General features: G+C 73.1%; 16 protein-coding genes. 12 read left to right on the top strand and 4 right to left on the bottom strand.

Annotation, left to right across the window (positions count from 1 at the left end; genetic code table 11):
- The first annotated feature begins 104 nt into the window (after positions 1–104).
- The 7 genes from rpmI (at position 105) to ACWDD9_RS05770 (ending at position 7,879) form a co-directional block, all read left to right on the top strand.
- The gene (gene rpmI / locus ACWDD9_RS05800; protein WP_030055648.1) at positions 105–299 is read left to right on the top strand and encodes a 50S ribosomal protein L35; all 195 of its coding nucleotides are present in this window, start codon (positions 105–107) and stop codon (positions 297–299) included.
- 109 nt (positions 300–408) lie between these two features.
- The gene (gene rplT, locus ACWDD9_RS05795; RefSeq protein ID WP_030055649.1) at positions 409–804 is read left to right on the top strand and encodes a 50S ribosomal protein L20; all 396 of its coding nucleotides are present in this window, start codon (positions 409–411) and stop codon (positions 802–804) included.
- A gap of 100 nt (positions 805–904) precedes the next feature.
- Positions 905–1,771 carry a TrmH family RNA methyltransferase gene (locus ACWDD9_RS05790; protein WP_049649870.1) on the top strand — a complete coding sequence of 289 codons (867 nt, stop codon included), beginning with the start codon at positions 905–907 and terminating at the stop codon, positions 1,769–1,771.
- A gap of 117 nt (positions 1,772–1,888) precedes the next feature.
- Positions 1,889–2,992 carry a sensor histidine kinase gene (locus ACWDD9_RS05785; protein WP_049649869.1) on the top strand — a complete coding sequence of 368 codons (1,104 nt, stop codon included), beginning with the start codon at positions 1,889–1,891 and terminating at the stop codon, positions 2,990–2,992.
- 172 nt (positions 2,993–3,164) lie between these two features.
- Complete coding sequence (pheS, locus tag ACWDD9_RS05780) at positions 3,165–4,286, top strand: phenylalanine--tRNA ligase subunit alpha (RefSeq protein ID WP_049649868.1); 1,122 nt, start codon at positions 3,165–3,167, stop codon at positions 4,284–4,286.
- Positions 4,286–6,787: a phenylalanine--tRNA ligase subunit beta gene (gene pheT, locus ACWDD9_RS05775; RefSeq protein WP_380741460.1), complete on the top strand. Its 2,502-nt coding sequence runs from the start codon at positions 4,286–4,288 to the stop codon at positions 6,785–6,787. Before pheS ends, pheT begins: the two co-directional genes overlap by 1 nt.
- 249 nt (positions 6,788–7,036) lie before the next feature.
- The gene (locus ACWDD9_RS05770; RefSeq protein WP_449810866.1) at positions 7,037–7,879 is read left to right on the top strand and encodes a chitosanase; all 843 of its coding nucleotides are present in this window, start codon (positions 7,037–7,039) and stop codon (positions 7,877–7,879) included.
- 72 nt (positions 7,880–7,951) lie between these two features.
- Here the strand turns inward: ACWDD9_RS05770 and ACWDD9_RS05765 are convergent, their stop codons facing one another.
- A complete protein-coding gene (locus ACWDD9_RS05765) occupies positions 7,952–8,821 on the bottom strand; it encodes a 3-hydroxybutyryl-CoA dehydrogenase (RefSeq protein ID WP_074002349.1) in 870 nt (289 codons plus the stop codon).
- Between the two features lie 304 nt (positions 8,822–9,125).
- Between ACWDD9_RS05765 and ACWDD9_RS05760 the strand changes: the two genes are divergently transcribed.
- A complete protein-coding gene (locus ACWDD9_RS05760; RefSeq protein WP_074002350.1) occupies positions 9,126–9,944 on the top strand; it encodes an SDR family NAD(P)-dependent oxidoreductase in 819 nt (272 codons plus the stop codon).
- 42 nt (positions 9,945–9,986) lie between these two features.
- On the opposite strand, the gene ACWDD9_RS05755 is transcribed toward ACWDD9_RS05760, so the two are convergent.
- A complete protein-coding gene (locus tag ACWDD9_RS05755) occupies positions 9,987–10,901 on the bottom strand; it encodes a polysaccharide deacetylase family protein (RefSeq protein ID WP_380779388.1) in 915 nt (304 codons plus the stop codon).
- A gap of 210 nt (positions 10,902–11,111) precedes the next feature.
- On the opposite strand from ACWDD9_RS05755, the gene ACWDD9_RS05750 reads away from it, so the two are divergent.
- The 3 genes from ACWDD9_RS05750 to ACWDD9_RS05740 all read left to right on the top strand — a co-directional run bounded on the left by ACWDD9_RS05750 (position 11,112) and on the right by ACWDD9_RS05740 (position 13,251).
- Complete coding sequence (locus ACWDD9_RS05750) at positions 11,112–11,996, top strand: SAM-dependent methyltransferase (RefSeq protein ID WP_079272094.1); 885 nt, start codon at positions 11,112–11,114, stop codon at positions 11,994–11,996.
- A gap of 146 nt (positions 11,997–12,142) precedes the next feature.
- Positions 12,143–12,697 (top strand): HD domain-containing protein, encoded by a 555-nt coding sequence (locus tag ACWDD9_RS05745; protein ID WP_449810865.1) that lies wholly within the window; start codon positions 12,143–12,145, stop codon positions 12,695–12,697.
- 44 nt (positions 12,698–12,741) lie between these two features.
- Complete coding sequence (locus tag ACWDD9_RS05740; protein ID WP_049652075.1) at positions 12,742–13,251, top strand: FBP domain-containing protein; 510 nt, start codon at positions 12,742–12,744, stop codon at positions 13,249–13,251.
- A gap of 14 nt (positions 13,252–13,265) precedes the next feature.
- Here the strand turns inward: ACWDD9_RS05740 and ACWDD9_RS05735 are convergent, their stop codons facing one another.
- Together ACWDD9_RS05735 and ACWDD9_RS05730 are read right to left on the bottom strand one after the other, a co-directional pair.
- Positions 13,266–13,640, bottom strand: a complete 375-nt coding sequence (locus ACWDD9_RS05735; protein ID WP_074002351.1) for an RNA-binding S4 domain-containing protein — start codon at positions 13,638–13,640, stop codon at positions 13,266–13,268.
- A gap of 9 nt (positions 13,641–13,649) precedes the next feature.
- Positions 13,650–14,072: a VOC family protein gene (locus ACWDD9_RS05730; RefSeq protein ID WP_074002352.1), complete on the bottom strand. Its 423-nt coding sequence runs from the start codon at positions 14,070–14,072 to the stop codon at positions 13,650–13,652.
- A gap of 80 nt (positions 14,073–14,152) precedes the next feature.
- On the opposite strand from ACWDD9_RS05730, the gene ACWDD9_RS05725 reads away from it, so the two are divergent.
- Positions 14,153–15,364 (top strand): methyltransferase, encoded by a 1,212-nt coding sequence (locus ACWDD9_RS05725; RefSeq protein WP_387831178.1) that lies wholly within the window; start codon positions 14,153–14,155, stop codon positions 15,362–15,364.
- The last annotated feature ends 4 nt before the right edge of the window (positions 15,365–15,368 follow it).

Raw genomic sequence — 15,368 nt, 5'->3', positions numbered from 1 at the left:
GGGTGACGGGGCGTCCCGCCCGGTCACCGCAGATCCATCCAGTTCACGCCCGCGCGGCGCACGTCGCGCGGGCGCGGACGGGACTGACGAGGAGATACGGCGAAATGCCGAAGCAGAAGACGCACAGTGGCGCCAGCAAGCGCTTCAAGATCAGTGGCTCTGGCAAGGTGCTGCGCGAGCGCGCCGGCCGCCGCCACCTCCTGGAGCACAAGCCCTCGACGCTGACCCGCAAGCTGGCCGGGACCGTCGAGCTGGCCCCCGCTGACGCCAAGAAGATCAAGAAGCTTCTCGGCAAGTGATCGCCCTCCCGCCCGGCGCGAGCCGTGAGCGGGGCAGCTGATCCTTCCCGACCCATTCGAATGACGGACCACGTGAAGTAGTCCGTGGTCCAACCCAAGGAGTAATCAAGTGGCACGCGTCAAGCGGGCAGTCAACGCCCACAAGAAGCGCCGGGTCATCCTGGAGCGCGCCAGCGGCTACCGTGGCCAGCGTTCGCGCCTGTACCGCAAGGCCAAGGAGCAGGTCACCCACTCGCTGGTCTACAACTTCAACGACCGCAAGAAGCGCAAGGGCGACTTCCGTCAGCTGTGGATCCAGCGCATCAACGCTGCGGCCCGTGCCAACGGCATCACCTACAACCGCTTCGTGCAGGGCCTGAAGGCCGCCAGCGTCGAGATCGACCGCAAGATGCTGGCCGACCTGGCCGTCAACGACCCGGGTGCGTTCGCCTCCCTGGTCGAGGTCGCCCAGAAGGCGCTGCCGGCCGACGTGAACGCCCCGAAGGCCGCCGCGGACGCCGCCTGATCTTCCGAGATCGGTTGAGCTCTGACCGGACCCGCAGGCTCGCCTGCGGGTCCGGTCCTGCTTTCGCCCCCCTCCTTCAGCGCCCTCAGAGATCGAGACCATGCCGAGCACCGACACCCCCCTGCTGACCTCCCTGCGCTCGCCGCGCGTCGTCGCCGCCCGCCGGCTGGCCAAGCGAAGCCAGCGCGGCAAGGAGCGCCGCTTCCTGGTCGAGGGCCCGCAGGCCGTCCGGGAGGCCGTCGCCTTCGGCAGGCTGCCGGGCAGCGGCGAGCACGCCGTGGTCGAGGTCTACACGACCCAGGAGGCCGCCGAGCGGCACGCCGGCATCGTCGAGGCCGCCCTGGCGGAGGGGCTGCCGGTGCTGACCGCCACCGACGAGGTGATCGCCGACATCTGCGACACCGTGACCCCGCAGGGCATCGTGGCGCTCTGCCGCTTCATCGACACCCCGTTCGACGAGGTGCTCAGGGCCCGCCCCAAGCTGGTCGCGGTCCTCGCCCACGTGCGCGACCCCGGGAACGCCGGCACGGTGCTGCGCACCGCCGACGCGGCCGGCGCGGACGCCGTGGTGCTCACCGACGCCTCGGTGGACCTCTACAACCCGAAGGCCGTCCGGGCCTCCGTGGGCAGCCTGTTCCACCTGCCGGTGGCGGTCGGCGTGCCGGTCGAGGAGGCCGTCGGCAGGCTGCGCGAGGCCGGTGTCCGGGTGCTCGCCGCGGACGGCGCGGGGGAGCGGGACCTGGACCAGGAGCTGGACGAGGGCACGCTGGGCGCGCCCGGCGCATGGGTGTTCGGCAACGAGGCGTGGGGGCTTCCGGAGGAGACCCGCGCGCTCACCGACGAGGTCGTGCGCGTTCCGATCCACGGCCACGCCGAGAGCCTCAACCTGGCCACGGCCGCGGCCGTCTGCCTGTACGCCTCGGCCCGGGCGCAGCGTTCGCCCGGCGGCTGCCGCTCGAACGCCTGACGCACCCGGGGGCGCACCGGGATCTCCCCGTTGCAAGCCCTACTACACCCGCCTGGGAGACGCTAGGGTCTGCCTCTGTGGGGGGAACGGCACGGTGGGTAATCGGGGAGGCAACCCATGGTCGGCAGCGGGCCAGAGCTCGACCCGGACGACCTGCCGGACGGCCTGGTGGTCGCCGACGCGCTGGGCCGGGTGGTCTGCTTCAACCGGGCCGCGGCCCGGCTCACCGGCGTGCTCCCGCAGGCCGCGCTCGGCAGCGGGCTGGAGGACGCCCTCCCGCTGGAGGACCTGGACGGCCGCCGCTGGTGGCAGCTGACCGACCCGTACGGCGGCCTGGCCATCCGCACCGGCCAGCCGGAGCGCAACCTGCTGCTGCCCGGCGGGCGTGAGGTGCTGGTCTCCGCCCGGTACGTGCGCGGCGCCCCGGGCGGGCCGCTGGAGCGCCTGGTGATCGCGCTGCGCGGCACCGAGGCCCGGCGCCGCACCGAGCGCAGCCACGCCGAGCTGATCGCCACCGTGGCGCACGAGCTGCGCTCCCCGCTGACGAGCGTCAAGGGCTTCACGGCGACGCTGCTGGCCAAGTGGGAGCGGTTCACCGACGGGCAGAAGCGGCTGATGCTGGAGACCGTGGACGCCGACGCGGACCGGGTCACCCGGCTGATCGCCGAGCTGCTGGACATCTCCCGGATCGACGCCGGCCGGCTGGAGCTGCGCAAGCAGGTGGTGGACCTGGCGGCGGCGGTGCGCCGGCACGTCGAGCGCAAGGTCGCCACCGGCATCCCCGAGGACCGCTTCGACATCCGGATCAGCGAGCCGCTGACCGTCCTGTGGGCCGACCCGGACAAGGTCGACCAGGTGCTGGCCAACCTGCTGGAAAATGCGGTGCGGCACGGTGAGGGAACTGTCACGATCGAGGTGGCACCGGCCAAGGAGGTCGTCGAGGCGCCCGTCTGGGAGCGCAACGGCACCCCGCCCCGCATCGTGGAAGGTACGGCGGTCACCGTGAGCGACGAAGGCAGCGGCATCCCCGAGGAGGCGGTGCCGCGCGTCTTCACCCGCTTCTGGCGCGGCTCCAAGCGCGGCGGTACGGGCCTGGGCCTCTACATCGTCAAGGGCATCGTGGAGGCCCACGGCGGCTCGATCCGCGTCGACCGCGCGCCCGGCGGCGGCGCCCGGTTCCGATTTATCCTGCCCGCCGGGGTGCCCGACTTCATGCTCTGAGAAAGTGCGTGAACGCCAAGCACAGCCTGCTTCGGGATCCCGAGCAGGTCGGACGTCGTTCCCCCCGGACGGGCTTCGCGGCAGCGGTGATACACGCTGCGACTACACTCGACCTTTGGCGTTGGCCCAAAGACCTTGAGCACGGACGAGCAGGAGCACGGGAAAGATAGAGATGTCGGCACCCAACAAGTCGTACGACCCGGTCGAGGTCGAGGCCCTCAAGCCCGAGGTGGTGGAGCAGGCGCGGGACGAGGCGGTCGCCGCGTTCGCCGCCGCCGGCTCCCTGGACGAGCTGAAGCAGGCCAAGGTCGCCCACACCGGCGACCGCTCCGCGCTCTCGCTCGCCAATCGCGAGATCGGGGCCCTGCCCCCGCACGCCAAGGCGGCCGCCGGAAAGCTGATCGGCCAGGCCCGCGGGGCCGTCAACAAGGCCCTCGCCCAGCGGCAGGCCGAGCTGGAGGCGGAGCGGGACGCCCGTGTGCTGGTCGAGGAGGCGGTGGACGTCACGCTGCCGTACGACCGCGCCCCGCGCGGCGCCCGGCACCCGCTGACCACCATGGCCGAGCGCATCGAGGACACCTTCGTCGCGATGGGCTACCAGGTCGCGGAGGGCCCCGAGGTCGAGGCCGAGTGGCTCAACTTCGACGCCCTCAACCTGGGCCCGGACCACCCGGCCCGCTCGATGCAGGACACGTTCTGGGTCCAGGCCCCGGACGGCTCCGCCGACTCCGGCGTGGTGCTGCGCACCCAGACCTCCCCGGTCCAGGCCCGCACCATGCTCGACCGCGAGCCCCCGCTCTACGTGGTCTGCCCCGGCCGGGTCTACCGGACGGACGAGCTGGACGCCACCCACACCCCGGTCTTCCGCCAGGTCGAGGGCCTCGCGGTGGACGAGGGCATCACCTTCGCGGACCTCAAGGGCACCATCGAGGTGCTGGTCGAGAAGCTGATCGGCGGCGGCCTGGAGCTGCGCTGGCGCCCGTCGTACTTCCCGTTCACCGAGCCGAGCGCGGAGATCGACCTCCAGTGCTTCGTGTGCCGCGGCGAGAGCGTCGGCAACCCGGACCGCCCGTGCCGGACCTGCTCCTCCGAGGGCTGGATCGAGCTCGGCGGCTGCGGCGTGGTCAACCCGCGGGTGCTGGTCGCCTGCGGTGTCGACCCGAACCGCTACAGCGGGTTCGCCTTCGGCCTGGGCCTGGAGCGGATCCTGATGAATCGCCACAACGTCGCCGACATGCGCGACATGGTCGAGGGTGACGTCCGCTTCACCCTCCCGTTCGGGATGGAGATCTGATGCGCGTCCCGCTTTCCTGGCTGCGCGAGTACGTCGACCTGCCGGCCGGCGAGACCGGCCGTGACGTCGCGGAGCGCCTGGTCCGGGCCGGCCTGGAGGTCGAGACCGTCGAGCAGATCGGCGCGGACTTCAAGGGCCCGCTGGTGGTCGGCGAGGTGCTCTCCATCGAGGAGCTGTCCGGCTTCAAGAAGCCGATCCGGCACTGCTTCGTGAACGTCGGCGACGCCAACGGCACCGGCGACCCGCAGGAGATCGTCTGCGGTGCGACCAACTTCGCCGTCGGCGACAAGGTCGTGGTCGTGCTCCCGGGCGCCGTCCTGCCCGGCCCGTTCCCGATCGCGGCCCGCAAGACCTACGGCCACACCTCGGCCGGCATGATCTGCTCCGCCCGCGAGCTGGGCATGGGCGACGACCACAACGGCATCATCGTGCTCCCGCCGGAGTACGAGCCCGGCACCGACGCCATCGAGCTGCTCCAGCTCGTCGACGAGGTGCTCGACATCGCCGTCACCCCGGACCGCGGCTACTGCCTGTCCATGCGCGGTGTGGCCCGCGAGGCCGCCGCCGCGTACGGGCTGCCGCTGGCCGACCCGGCGCTGCTCGACGTGCCGCCGGCGAACTCCTTCGGCTACCTGGTGAAGGTCAACGACCAGACCGGCTGCGACCGCTTCGTGGCCCGTACGGTCGTCGGCGTCGACCCGAACGCCAAGTCCCCGATCTGGCTGCAGCGCCGGCTCCAGAAGTCGGGCATCCGCCCGATCTCGCTGACCGTCGACATCACCAACTACGTGATGCTGGAGGTCGGCCAACCGCTGCACGCCTACGACAAGCAGCGCGTGGACGGCCCGATCACGGTCCGCCGGGCGGCGCAGGGCGAGACCCTCACCACCCTCGACGGGGTCGAGCGCAAGCTCTCCGCCGAGGACCTGCTGATCTGCGACAACAGCGGCCCGATCGGCCTGGCCGGCGTGATGGGCGGCGCCTCCACCGAGATCCTCGACCCGGCCGCAGGCCCGGGCACCACCGAGGTGATCATCGAGGCGGCGCACTTCGACGCGGTCGCCATCGCCCGCAGCGCCAAGCGGCACAAGCTGCCCTCCGAGGCGTCCAAGCGCTTCGAGCGCGGCGTCGACCCGGAGGCCACCCGCGCCGCCGCGCAGCGCGCCGTCGACCTGCTGGTCCTGATCGCCGGCGGCACCGCCGAGGCCGGGGTCACCGACATCGCGGCCCCGCACCCGGTGCGGACCATCACCATCGCCGCCGACCTGCCCGACCGGGTGGCCGGCACCGGGTACGGCCGCGAGACCGTCACCCGGCGCCTGCAGGAGATCGGCTGCTCGGTCTCCGGCGCCGACGTCCTGGAGGTCACCCCGCCGACCTGGCGGCCCGACCTCACGGACCCGTACGACCTCGCCGAGGAGGTCATCCGGCTGGAGGGCTACGACAACGTCCCCGCCCGGATGCCCAACGTCCCCCCGGGCAAGGGTCTGACCGAGGCCCAGCGGGTGCACCGTCGGATCGGCGTCGCGCTGGCCGCGGCCGGCTACGTCGAGGTCAACAACTACCCGTTCCTCGGCGAGCCCGCCTTCGAGGCGCTCGGCCTGGAGGCGGACGACCGGCGCCGCCGCACGGTGAAGCTGGTCAACCCGCTGAACGATGAGGAGCCGGCGCTGCGCACCACGCTGCTGCCGGGCCTGCTCGGCGCGCTGCGCCGCAACGTCGGCCGGGGCAACACCGACCTGGCGGTCTTCGAGACCGGCACGGTCTTCCTGCCCAAGGACGAGCTGAGCGTGGCCCCGCGTCCGGCGGTCGACCACCGGCCCAGCGACGAGGAGCTGGCCGCGCTGGACGCCGCGCTGCCGGACCAGCCGCGCCGGATCGCCGTCGCCCTCGCGGGCGAGCGGCTGCCGTCGGGCTGGTGGGGCAAGGGCTCCCAGGCCTCCTGGGCGGACGCCGTCGAGGCGGCCCGCACGGTGGCCCGTGCGGCCGGCGTCGAACTGACCGTCCGGCAGGGCCAGTTGGCGCCGTGGCACCCGGGCCGCTGTGCCGAGCTGCTGGTGGCCGGCACCGACCGGGTGGTCGGCCACGCCGGTGAGCTGCACCCGCGGGTGGTCAAGGCGCTCGGGCTGCCGGCCCGTACCGCCGCGATGGAGATCGACATCGACCTGCTGACGGCGGACGGCGCCGAGCGCGTCAACGGCCCGGCGGTCTCCGGCTTCCCGGTGGCCACCCAGGACGTCGCGCTGATCGTCGACACCGCCGTCCCGGCGGCCGAGGTCGAGGCCGCGCTGCGGGCCGGCGCGGGCGAACTGCTGGAGGCCATCCGGCTGTTCGACGTGTTCACCGGCGAGCAGGTCGGCGAGGGCCGGAAGTCGCTGGCGTACGCGCTGCGCTTCCGCGCGGTCGACCGCACCCTGACCGCCGACGAGGCCACCGCCGCCCGTGAGGCGGCCGTCGCCGAGGCCGTCGCCCGCACCGGCGCGGTGCTGCGCGGCGCCTGACGCGGCAGCGCCCGAGGAGGGCCCCGTCCCGGACCACGCGTCCGGGGCGGGGCCCTCTCCGTTTCCCCGGTGTTGTCCCGGCCGTTTCCCCGGCTCGACCGGACGGTCGCCCGGGCGTCGCGACCCGGCCGCCGGCCCTCAAGATCTCTTGAAGAGGTTCGGTCAAAACCCTTGCGGGAGCCGGGCCGAGAGCGTTTCCTTTTTCTCGTTAGGAAAGTTTCCTAACCCCACGAGGAATCGGAGCGTCCCATGCGCCCTCAGCCCCGTCGTGCCCTCCGCATCGCCCTCGCCGCCGCCCTGGTGGCCGCGCCGCTGACCGTCGCGGCCACCTCGGCGGCCCAGGCCGCCCCGTCGCCCGCCGCCGCCGTCCAGCTCAAGGGCGTCGGGCTGGACGACCCGCACAAGAAGGACATCGCCATGCAGCTGGTGTCCAGCGCGGAGAACTCGTCGCTGGACTGGAAGGCCCAGTACAAGTACATCGAGGACATCAAGGACGGCCGCGGCTACACCGCCGGCATCATCGGCTTCTGCTCCGGCACCGGTGACATGCTGGACCTGGTCCAGCACTACACCGACCTCAAGCCCGGCAACATCCTGGCCAAGTACCTGCCGGCCCTGAAGAAGGTCAACGGCAGCGAGTCGCACGCCGGGCTGGGCTCCGCGTTCGAGAAGGACTGGGCCACCGCCGCCAAGGACACCGTCTTCCAGCAGGCCCAGAACGACGAGCGCGACCGGGTGTACTTCAACCCCGCCGTCAACCAGGCCAAGAGCGACGGCCTGCGCGCGCTCGGCCAGTTCGCCTACTACGACGCCATCGTCATGCACGGCCCGGGCAACAGCTCGGACAGCTTCGGCGGCATCCGCGCCGCCGCCCTGAAGAAGGCCAAGACCCCCGCCCAGGGCGGCGACGAGGCCACCTACCTCAAGGCCTTCCTGGACGCCCGCAAGGTGGTCATGAAGAAGGAGGAGGCGCACTCCGACACCAGCCGGGTCGACAGCGAGCAGCTGGTCTTCCTCAACGCCAAGAACTTCGACCTCAACCCGCCGCTGAAGTGGAAGGTCTACGGCGACAGCTACGCCATCAACAGCTGACGCCGGCACGGCGAAAGGGCCCGGCGGCTGGTTCACAGCCGCCGGGCCCCGCCGTTCGGTCGCGCCGGGGTGTCAGGCGCTCGCGGTGTAGTCGTAGAAGCCCCGGCCGGACTTGCGGCCCAGCAGGCCCGCGTCGACCATCCGGGAGAGCAGCGGGGGAGCGGCGTACAGCGGCTCCTTGTACTCGTCGTACATCGACTCGGCGATCGAGACGATGGTGTCCAGGCCGATCAGGTCGCACAGCCGCAGCGGGCCCATCGGGTGGGCACAGCCGGCCTCCATGCCCTTGTCGATGTCGGAGGCGGTGGCCACGCCCGTCTCGAACATCCGCACCGCGGACAGCAGGTACGGCACCAGCAGCGCGTTGACCACGAAGCCGGCCCGGTCGCGGGCGCGGATCGGCTCCTTGCCGAGCACCTGGGAGGCGAAGGCCTCGACCCGCTCGGTGGTGGTCGCCGAGGTGGTCAGGGTCGGGATGACCTCGACCAGCTTCTGCACCGGCGCCGGGTTGAAGAAGTGCAGGCCGATCACCTGCTCCGGGCGGGTGGTGGCGGCGGCCAGCTTCACGATCGGGATCGAGGAGGTGTTGGAGGCGAGGATCGCGTCGCGGCGCTCGACCACCCGGTCCAGGGTCTCGAAGATCTTGACCTTGATGTCCTCGCGCTCGGCGACGGCCTCGACCACCAGGTCGCGGTCGGCGAAGTCGGAGAGCTCGACGGTGAAGGACAGCCGGGCCAGCGCCTCGTCCCGCTGCTCGGGGCTCAGCTTGCCCCGCTTGACCGCCGTCTCCAGGGAGTTGGTCAGCCGGGTGCGGCCGAACTCCAGCGCCTCACCGCTGGCCTCCGACACCAGGACGTCCAGCCCGGCCCGGGCGAAGACCTCGGCGATGCCCGACCCCATCAGACCGCAGCCGATCACTCCGACGCGCGCGATGTCACTCACTCAGTTGCCCTTCGACGGTGCTGGGGGTCGCCCAGCTTCGGGTGGCCCAGCGAGCTGCTGGACGACGGGCCGGTGTGCCGGAATGGGTGCACCGGTCACCGCCCCGACGACGTTACTACTCCGTACCGGCCAGTAGGTCACCCCCTCCCCGGCGTAGTGCCAGGGTCGGGCTTCACCCGAACGAGTGAGGCAGTGGCCCCGGACCCGTGTGCCCGGGGCCCGCTCCGCCCGGCTGCCGACAGAATGCCGCAGACGGGGCCGGGGGCGGACGCGGACAGGGCCGGGGACGTGAAGGGAGCACAGGGTGTCGACGGGATCGCTCGCAGGACAGGTCGCCCTGATCACCGGCGCGGGCCGGGGCATCGGCCGGGAGCTCGCCATCGGCCTGGCCGCCGAGGGGATGTCCGTCGGCCTGGTCGGCCGCACCCACGAGACGCTGACCGACACGCTCAAGGAGTGCGTCAAGCGCGGCTCCCGGGGCGTCGCGGTGACCGCCGACGTCACCCGCCCCGGCTCGGTGCGCGAGGCCGTCCGGCTGGTCGAGCGCGACCTCGGGCCGATCGACCTGCTGGTCAACAACGCCGGCCTGGTCGACCGCGCCGAGGTGCCGATCTGGGAGACCGACGCGAACCAGTGGTGGCAGGTGATCGAGACCAACCTGCGCGGCCCCTACAACCTGCTGCGCTGCGTGCTCCCCGGCATGGTCGCCCGCCGGAGCGGCCGGGTGGTCAACCTCAACTCCGGCTTCGCGCTGCGCCCGGACGGCAACTACACCGCGTACGCCACGTCCAAGGGCGCGCTGCTCCAGCTCTCCGACAACATGGCGGACTCGCTCGCGCGCAACGGCGTCGTGGTCCTCGACGTCAGCCCGGGCGCGGTGGCCACCGACATGACCGCCGGGATGCCGATGTTCAAGGAGACGACGACCTGGGGCTCCATCCCGTACATGGTCGCGGTCACCGTGGACGCCGCCCGGGGCCGCTTCGACGGACTGCACGGGCGGTTCATCCACGCCGGCCGGGACGACCTGGAGGAGCTGGTCAACCGGGCGGACGCGATCCGCGCCGCGGACGCCCGTACGCTGCGGCTGCGCCCGTACAAGGACGACGATCCGATGGTCTGACCTGGGGCGTTCCCTGGGGCCCGTCAGACCGGTCCCGGGTGCTCAGGCGCAGAGCTGGCTGGCGGTCACCGGCTTGAGCCCCGCCTTGGCCAGGCCGTCCAGGACACCGGGCATCGCGTCCACCGTGCACTGGTGCCCCATGTGCAGCGCCACCACCGAGCCGCCGCGCACCGAGTTCAGCACCCGGCGCTGCAGCTCGGCCGCCGAGGGGTCGTTGTAGTCGCGCGGGTCGACGTCGAAGGACAGCACGTGCTCGTACCCGACCGCCTTGGCCTGCTCGCGCACCATCGGGGTGGCGTACTGCGCGGCGGAGGGCCGGAACCAGCGGCCGATCGAGCCGGTGAGCCGCTGCAGGCGCTCCGCGCACTGGGCGATCTCGGCGCGCGCCTGGTCCGGTGTCATGGCGGAGATGTTGAGGTGGTTCTGGGTGTGGTTGCCCAGCTCGTGGCCGCCGTCCAGGATCCGCCGGGCCATCTGCGGCTGCTGGTCGAGCCAGCTGCCGACGACCATCACGGTCAGCTTGGCGCCGCGCTGCTCGGCGATCTCCAGCAGGGCGGTGGCCAGCTTCGGGTCGCCGCTGCCGTGGACGGTGAGCGCCACGTTCTTCCCGGTGCGCGGCCCGTACGCGACCTCGACCGGGGTGCCGGGCGCGAGCGGCGGCAGCGCGGGCGGGGCCGGCGGGGCGCTGGGCTGGGCGGCGGCCGCGGCGGCGGTCGGCTCGGCGTCGGGCCGGGGCTCCGCCGGGGCGGTGGGCTCGGGGGAGGCCGGGCCCTCGCCGCCGTTCCAGGCCGGGTCGGTGGTGTGCTGCGGGTCCACCGTGCCGGGGTGCGCGGCGAGCGCCCCCGGGTCGGCCCGGCGGAGCGTGCCGGTGCCGCAGGCAGCCAGCAGCCCCCCGGTGGCGGCGAGGGCGGCGAGTCGGGCGGTGGTGCGCAGCACGCTGCGGCGGTCGGCAGTCATCGGCAGCCAGCATAGAGAGGACGGCTCGGGCGGGCGATCCGGGCCGAGCGTCCGGACCCTTCTTGACGTGCACACACTCCGTCACCGGGTGTTGCGTAAACCTGAACTCCCGCTGTTTCCACGGCGTGTCCTTGGATACGATCACCGCGCACCGCGTGAGGACGGGCGGTGGCCGAACTCTTCCGGCATGGCGCATTGGGGGCGGACAGGATGTACGAGGACAGCGCGGCGACCGGCCGGAGCACGGACACCGAGTGGGACTGGGGCAGGACCGGCGACTGGCAGCCGCCGAGCGAGCTGGACACCGGCGTCCCGCACACCGCCCGGATGTACGACTACTACCTCGGCGGCAAGGACAACTTCGAGGCCGACCGCAAGGCCGCCCAGGCCGCGATAGCCGCCTACCCCGCGCTGCCGCTGCTGGCCCGCACCAACCGGCAGTTCCTCGGCCGCGCGGTGGAGTACGTGGCGGGCCGGGGCGTGCGCCAGTTCGTCGACATCGGCACCGGCATCCCGGCGGTCGGCTCCACCAGCGAGGTCGCCCAGCGGGTCGCCCCGGACGCCCGGGTGGTGTACGTGGACAACGACCCGATCGTCGCCACCCACGCCCGCGCCCTGCTGGCCGGCCACCCCGCCGGGCACACCTCGGTGATCGAGGCCGACCTGCGCGACCCGGCCACGATCCTCGGCCACCCCGGGCTGGCCGGCGCCGTCGACCTCTCCCAGCCGGTCGCGCTGATGCTGGTCGCCGTCCTGCACTTCATCCGCGACGAGGAGGGCGCCCAGCAGATCGTCCGCACCCTGCGCGACGCGCTCGCCCCCGGCAGCGCGCTGATCCTCTCCCACGGCAGCCCCGACTTCGCCTCCCGCGAGAGCGCCGCCGAGGGCACTCGCATCTACCGCAGCGCCAGCGCCCCGCTCGTGCTGCGCCCGCGCTCCGGCGTCGAGCCCTTCTTCGGCGACTTCGACTTCGTCGGCCCCGGGCTCGTCCAGCTCCCGCTCTGGCGCCCCGTCGCGGGCCACGTGCCGACCTCCGAACTCCCCGAGGGCTGGCAGGACGTCTCCGCGTACGCCGGCGTCGCCTTCAAGCGGTAGTCGTCCGCTTGGAACGGCAGCCGTCCGCTTCGAGCGGCAGCCGTTCGCGCGCCCGGTCCCGGCGCCTCCCTCCTACGCCGGGACCGGACCGTCGAAGGCTACGGAACCCCACTGACAGCCCCTCACCCCCGCGGCTACCCTGCGGCGTGACCACCACCGCCCTGCCGCCGCTGCCCGCCGACGTCGCCGAACTGCTGCGGGCCGTCGACGCCCCGCCCCGCCTGGTCGCCCACCTCGCGCTGGTGCACCGGGTCGCCGAGGAGATCGCCGGGTTCTGCGCCCGCGAAGGCCTGGCCTTCGACCGCGCGGCCGTCCTCTACGGCGCCGCCACCCACGACATCGGCAAGACCGTCCACCCCGAGGAGCTCTCCGCCCCCGGCTCCCGGCACGAGCCCGCCGGGTACGCCCTGCTGCTCGCCCACGGCGTCCCCGAGCACCTCGCCCGCTTCGCCCGCACCCACGCGAGCTGGGACGAGCCCGGCACCACCGTCGAGGACCTGCTGGTCGGCCTGGCCGACAAGGCCTGGAAGAACAAGCGGGTCCAGGACCTGGAGGACCTGGTCGTCGACCGCCTCGCCGCCGCCGGCGGGAAGGAGCGGTGGGAGGCCTTCCTCGCCCTGGACGACCTGCTCACCCGGATCGGCGAGGACGCCCCGCGCCGGCTCGCCGTCCAGGCCGCCCACCCGGTACGGACCGGGTGAAAACGGCGCGACAGGCCCGGCCGGCCGGTGTTAGCGTCCGCGGCATGGAACCCCTGAGCGAGAACGAGATCCGCGCGTCCTTCGTCAACTGCTCCAAGGGCGAGGCCCGTCGGCTCCACCTGCCCCGGGGTCTGGCCGAACTGCCCTGGGAGCAGCTGGACTTCCTCGGCTGGCGGGACCAGGGCGCGCCCGACCGGGCGTACCTGGTGGCGCCGTACGAGGGCGAGCCGGTCGGCGTGACGCTGCGCTCCTCGGTGATCCGGCGCAGCCTGACCAAGACCAACGTGTGCTCGCTGTGCATCACCGCGCACGCCGGGTCGGGGGTCGCGCTGCTCGCCGCCCGCCGGGCCGGGGCGGCCGGGCGCGAGGGCAACACGGTCGGCACGTACATCTGCGCCGACCTGGCCTGCTCGCTCTACGTGCGCGGGCTGAAGAAGTCCACGCTGGTCACCCGGCCCGACGAGTCGCTGCCGCTGGAACTGCAGATCGACCGTACGGTGGGCAACCTCGGCGGCTTCCTCGCCAAGGTGCTCGCCACCGCGGACGTCGCGTAGCGGCTCCGCGCCGCTCAGTGCCCGCGCAGCTGGTCCAGGTCGCGGCGCTCCCGCTTGGTCGGCCGCCCGGCCCCGCGGTCCCGCGTCCCGGCCGCCGCGACGAACTCGCGCGGCGGCCGCGGCGGGCTGTTGTCGACCAGGCACTCCGCCGCGACGACGGCGCCGACCCGCTTGCGGATCAGCTTGCTCACCACCACGACCCGTTCGTGGCCCTCCTCGCGGAGCCGCACCTCGTCCCCGGGCTTCAGCGTCTGGGCGGGCTTGGCCCGCTCGCCGTTCACCCGGACGTGCCCGGCCCGGCAGGCGGCCGCCGCCAGCGCCCGCGTCTTGACCAGCCGGACCGACCAGATCCAGCTGTCCACCCGCACGCTTCCCTCGTGTTCAGCCATCCTGGGAGCCTACCCAAGGACGGCCTGCCCGCCCGCGGGCGGCGCCTCCTGGATCGCCCAGCCGTTCCCGTCCGGGTCGTTGAAGAACAGGAAGTTGTTCCACGCCTCGCCGTGCCCGTCCACCCGGGCCCCGGCCACGAAGTGCTGGACCGGGCTGACCTGCACACCGCGGGCCACCAGTTCGGCGTGCGCCTTCTCGATGTCCGGCACCACCAGCTGGAGTCCCTTGACCGATCCGGGCGGCGAGTCGATCACCCCCTTGCCCACCACGATGGAGCAGGCCGAACCCGGGGGCGTCAACTGGATCACCCGGATCCCGTCCCGCAACAGGGTGTCGTGGTCGACGGTGAACCCGGCCTGCTCCTCGTAGAAGAGCTTCGAGCGGTCCACGTCGGAGACCGGGACCACCACGACTTCGAGTTTCCACTCCATCGCCCTCACCTCTCTCGGCCGGGCCCTTCCAGTATCCGTCCGTAACCGCCCCCGGGACCGTCGGATAGCCTGAGAACACGATGAATCCCCAGACCACGCCCGCCGCGACCCCGCCGGACACCTCCTTCACCACCCCGTGGGGCGCCTTCGCGCTCACCCGCTTCCCCGAGGACCCGCGCGAGCGGCTGCGGGCCTGGGACGCCGCCGACGAGTACCTGCTGCGCCACCTCGCGGGCGAGGCCGACAGCGCGGCCGGCACCGCGACGGAGCTGGCCGGCCGGACGGTCGCCGTCCTCGGCGACCGCTGGGGCGCGCTGACCACCGCGCTCGCCGAGTACCGGCCGGTCCAGATCACCGACTCCCACCTCGGCCGGCAGGCCACCCTGGCCAACCTGGCCCGGGCCGGCGCCGCCGTCGACGAGTCCCGGCTGCTCACCACCCGTGACACCCCGCCGGAGCGGATCGACGTGCTGCTGGTGCGCGTGCCCAAGAGCCTGGCCCTGCTGGAGGACCAGCTGCACCGGCTCGCCCCCGCCGTCCACGAGGGCACCGTGGTGATCGGCACCGGCATGGTCACCGAGATCCACACCTCCACGCTCCGGCTCTTCGAGCGGATCCTCGGCCCGACCCGCACCTCGCTGGCCGCCCGCAAGGCCCGGCTGGTCTTCTGCACCCCGGACCGGGCGCTGGACCCCGGCCCCAACCCGTGGCCGCACCGCTACGCGCTGCCGCAGGACATCGGCCCCGCCTCCGGCCGTACGGTCGTCAACCACGCGGGCACCTTCTGCGCCGACCGGCTCGACATCGGCACCCGCTTCCTCCTCGCCCACCTGCCCGTCCCCGCCCCCGGCGCCCGGGTGGTGGACCTCGGCTGCGGCAACGGCGTGGTCGGTACGGCCGCCGCGCTGGCCGGGCCCGGCGCGGAGCTGGTGTTCGTGGACGAGTCGCACCAGGCGGTGGCCTCCGCCGAGGAGACCTTCCGCGCCAACCTGGGCCCGGACGCCCCGGCCGAGTTCCTGGCCGCCGACGCCCTGGCCCGGGACGTGGTCGCCCCCGGTTCGGTGGACCTGGTGCTCAACAACCCGCCGTTCCACTCCCACCAGGCCACCACCGACGCCACCGCCTGGCGGATGTTCACCGGCGCCAAGCGGGCGCTGCGCCCCGGGGGCGAGCTCTGGGTGGTCGGCAACCGCCACCTCGGCTACCACGTCAAGCTGCGCCGCCTCTTCGGCAACTGCCAACTCGTCGCCGGGAACCCCAAGTTCGTGGTGCTGCGGGCCGTCAAGCGCTGACCCG

The sequence above is a fragment of the Kitasatospora sp. NPDC001119 genome (assembly GCF_053598475.1).
The sequence above is the reverse complement of the archived record's forward strand: the minus strand, read 5'-3'. Positions and strand labels throughout refer to the sequence as shown.

Bases quoted from the DNA above. Each gene is read 5' to 3' on its own strand.
- ACWDD9_RS05740 (WP_049652075.1), top strand. From the start codon at position 12,742: ATGGAACCCCTGAGCGAGAACGAGATCCGCGCGTCCTTCGTCAACTGC.
- pheT (WP_380741460.1), top strand. From the start codon at position 4,286: ATGCGCGTCCCGCTTTCCTGGCTGCGCGAGTACGTCGACCTGCCGGCC.
- ACWDD9_RS05735 (WP_074002351.1), bottom strand. From the start codon at position 13,640: ATGGCTGAACACGAGGGAAGCGTGCGGGTGGACAGCTGGATCTGGTCG.
- rpmI (WP_030055648.1), top strand. From the start codon at position 105: ATGCCGAAGCAGAAGACGCACAGTGGCGCCAGCAAGCGCTTCAAGATC.
- pheS (WP_049649868.1), top strand. From the start codon at position 3,165: ATGTCGGCACCCAACAAGTCGTACGACCCGGTCGAGGTCGAGGCCCTC.
- ACWDD9_RS05725 (WP_387831178.1), top strand. From the start codon at position 14,153: ATGAATCCCCAGACCACGCCCGCCGCGACCCCGCCGGACACCTCCTTC.
- ACWDD9_RS05785 (WP_049649869.1), top strand. From the start codon at position 1,889: ATGGTCGGCAGCGGGCCAGAGCTCGACCCGGACGACCTGCCGGACGGC.
- ACWDD9_RS05755 (WP_380779388.1), bottom strand. From the start codon at position 10,901: ATGACTGCCGACCGCCGCAGCGTGCTGCGCACCACCGCCCGACTCGCC.
- ACWDD9_RS05770 (WP_449810866.1), top strand. From the start codon at position 7,037: ATGCGCCCTCAGCCCCGTCGTGCCCTCCGCATCGCCCTCGCCGCCGCC.
- ACWDD9_RS05730 (WP_074002352.1), bottom strand. From the start codon at position 14,072: ATGGAGTGGAAACTCGAAGTCGTGGTGGTCCCGGTCTCCGACGTGGAC.
- ACWDD9_RS05790 (WP_049649870.1), top strand. From the start codon at position 905: ATGCCGAGCACCGACACCCCCCTGCTGACCTCCCTGCGCTCGCCGCGC.
- ACWDD9_RS05750 (WP_079272094.1), top strand. From the start codon at position 11,112: ATGTACGAGGACAGCGCGGCGACCGGCCGGAGCACGGACACCGAGTGG.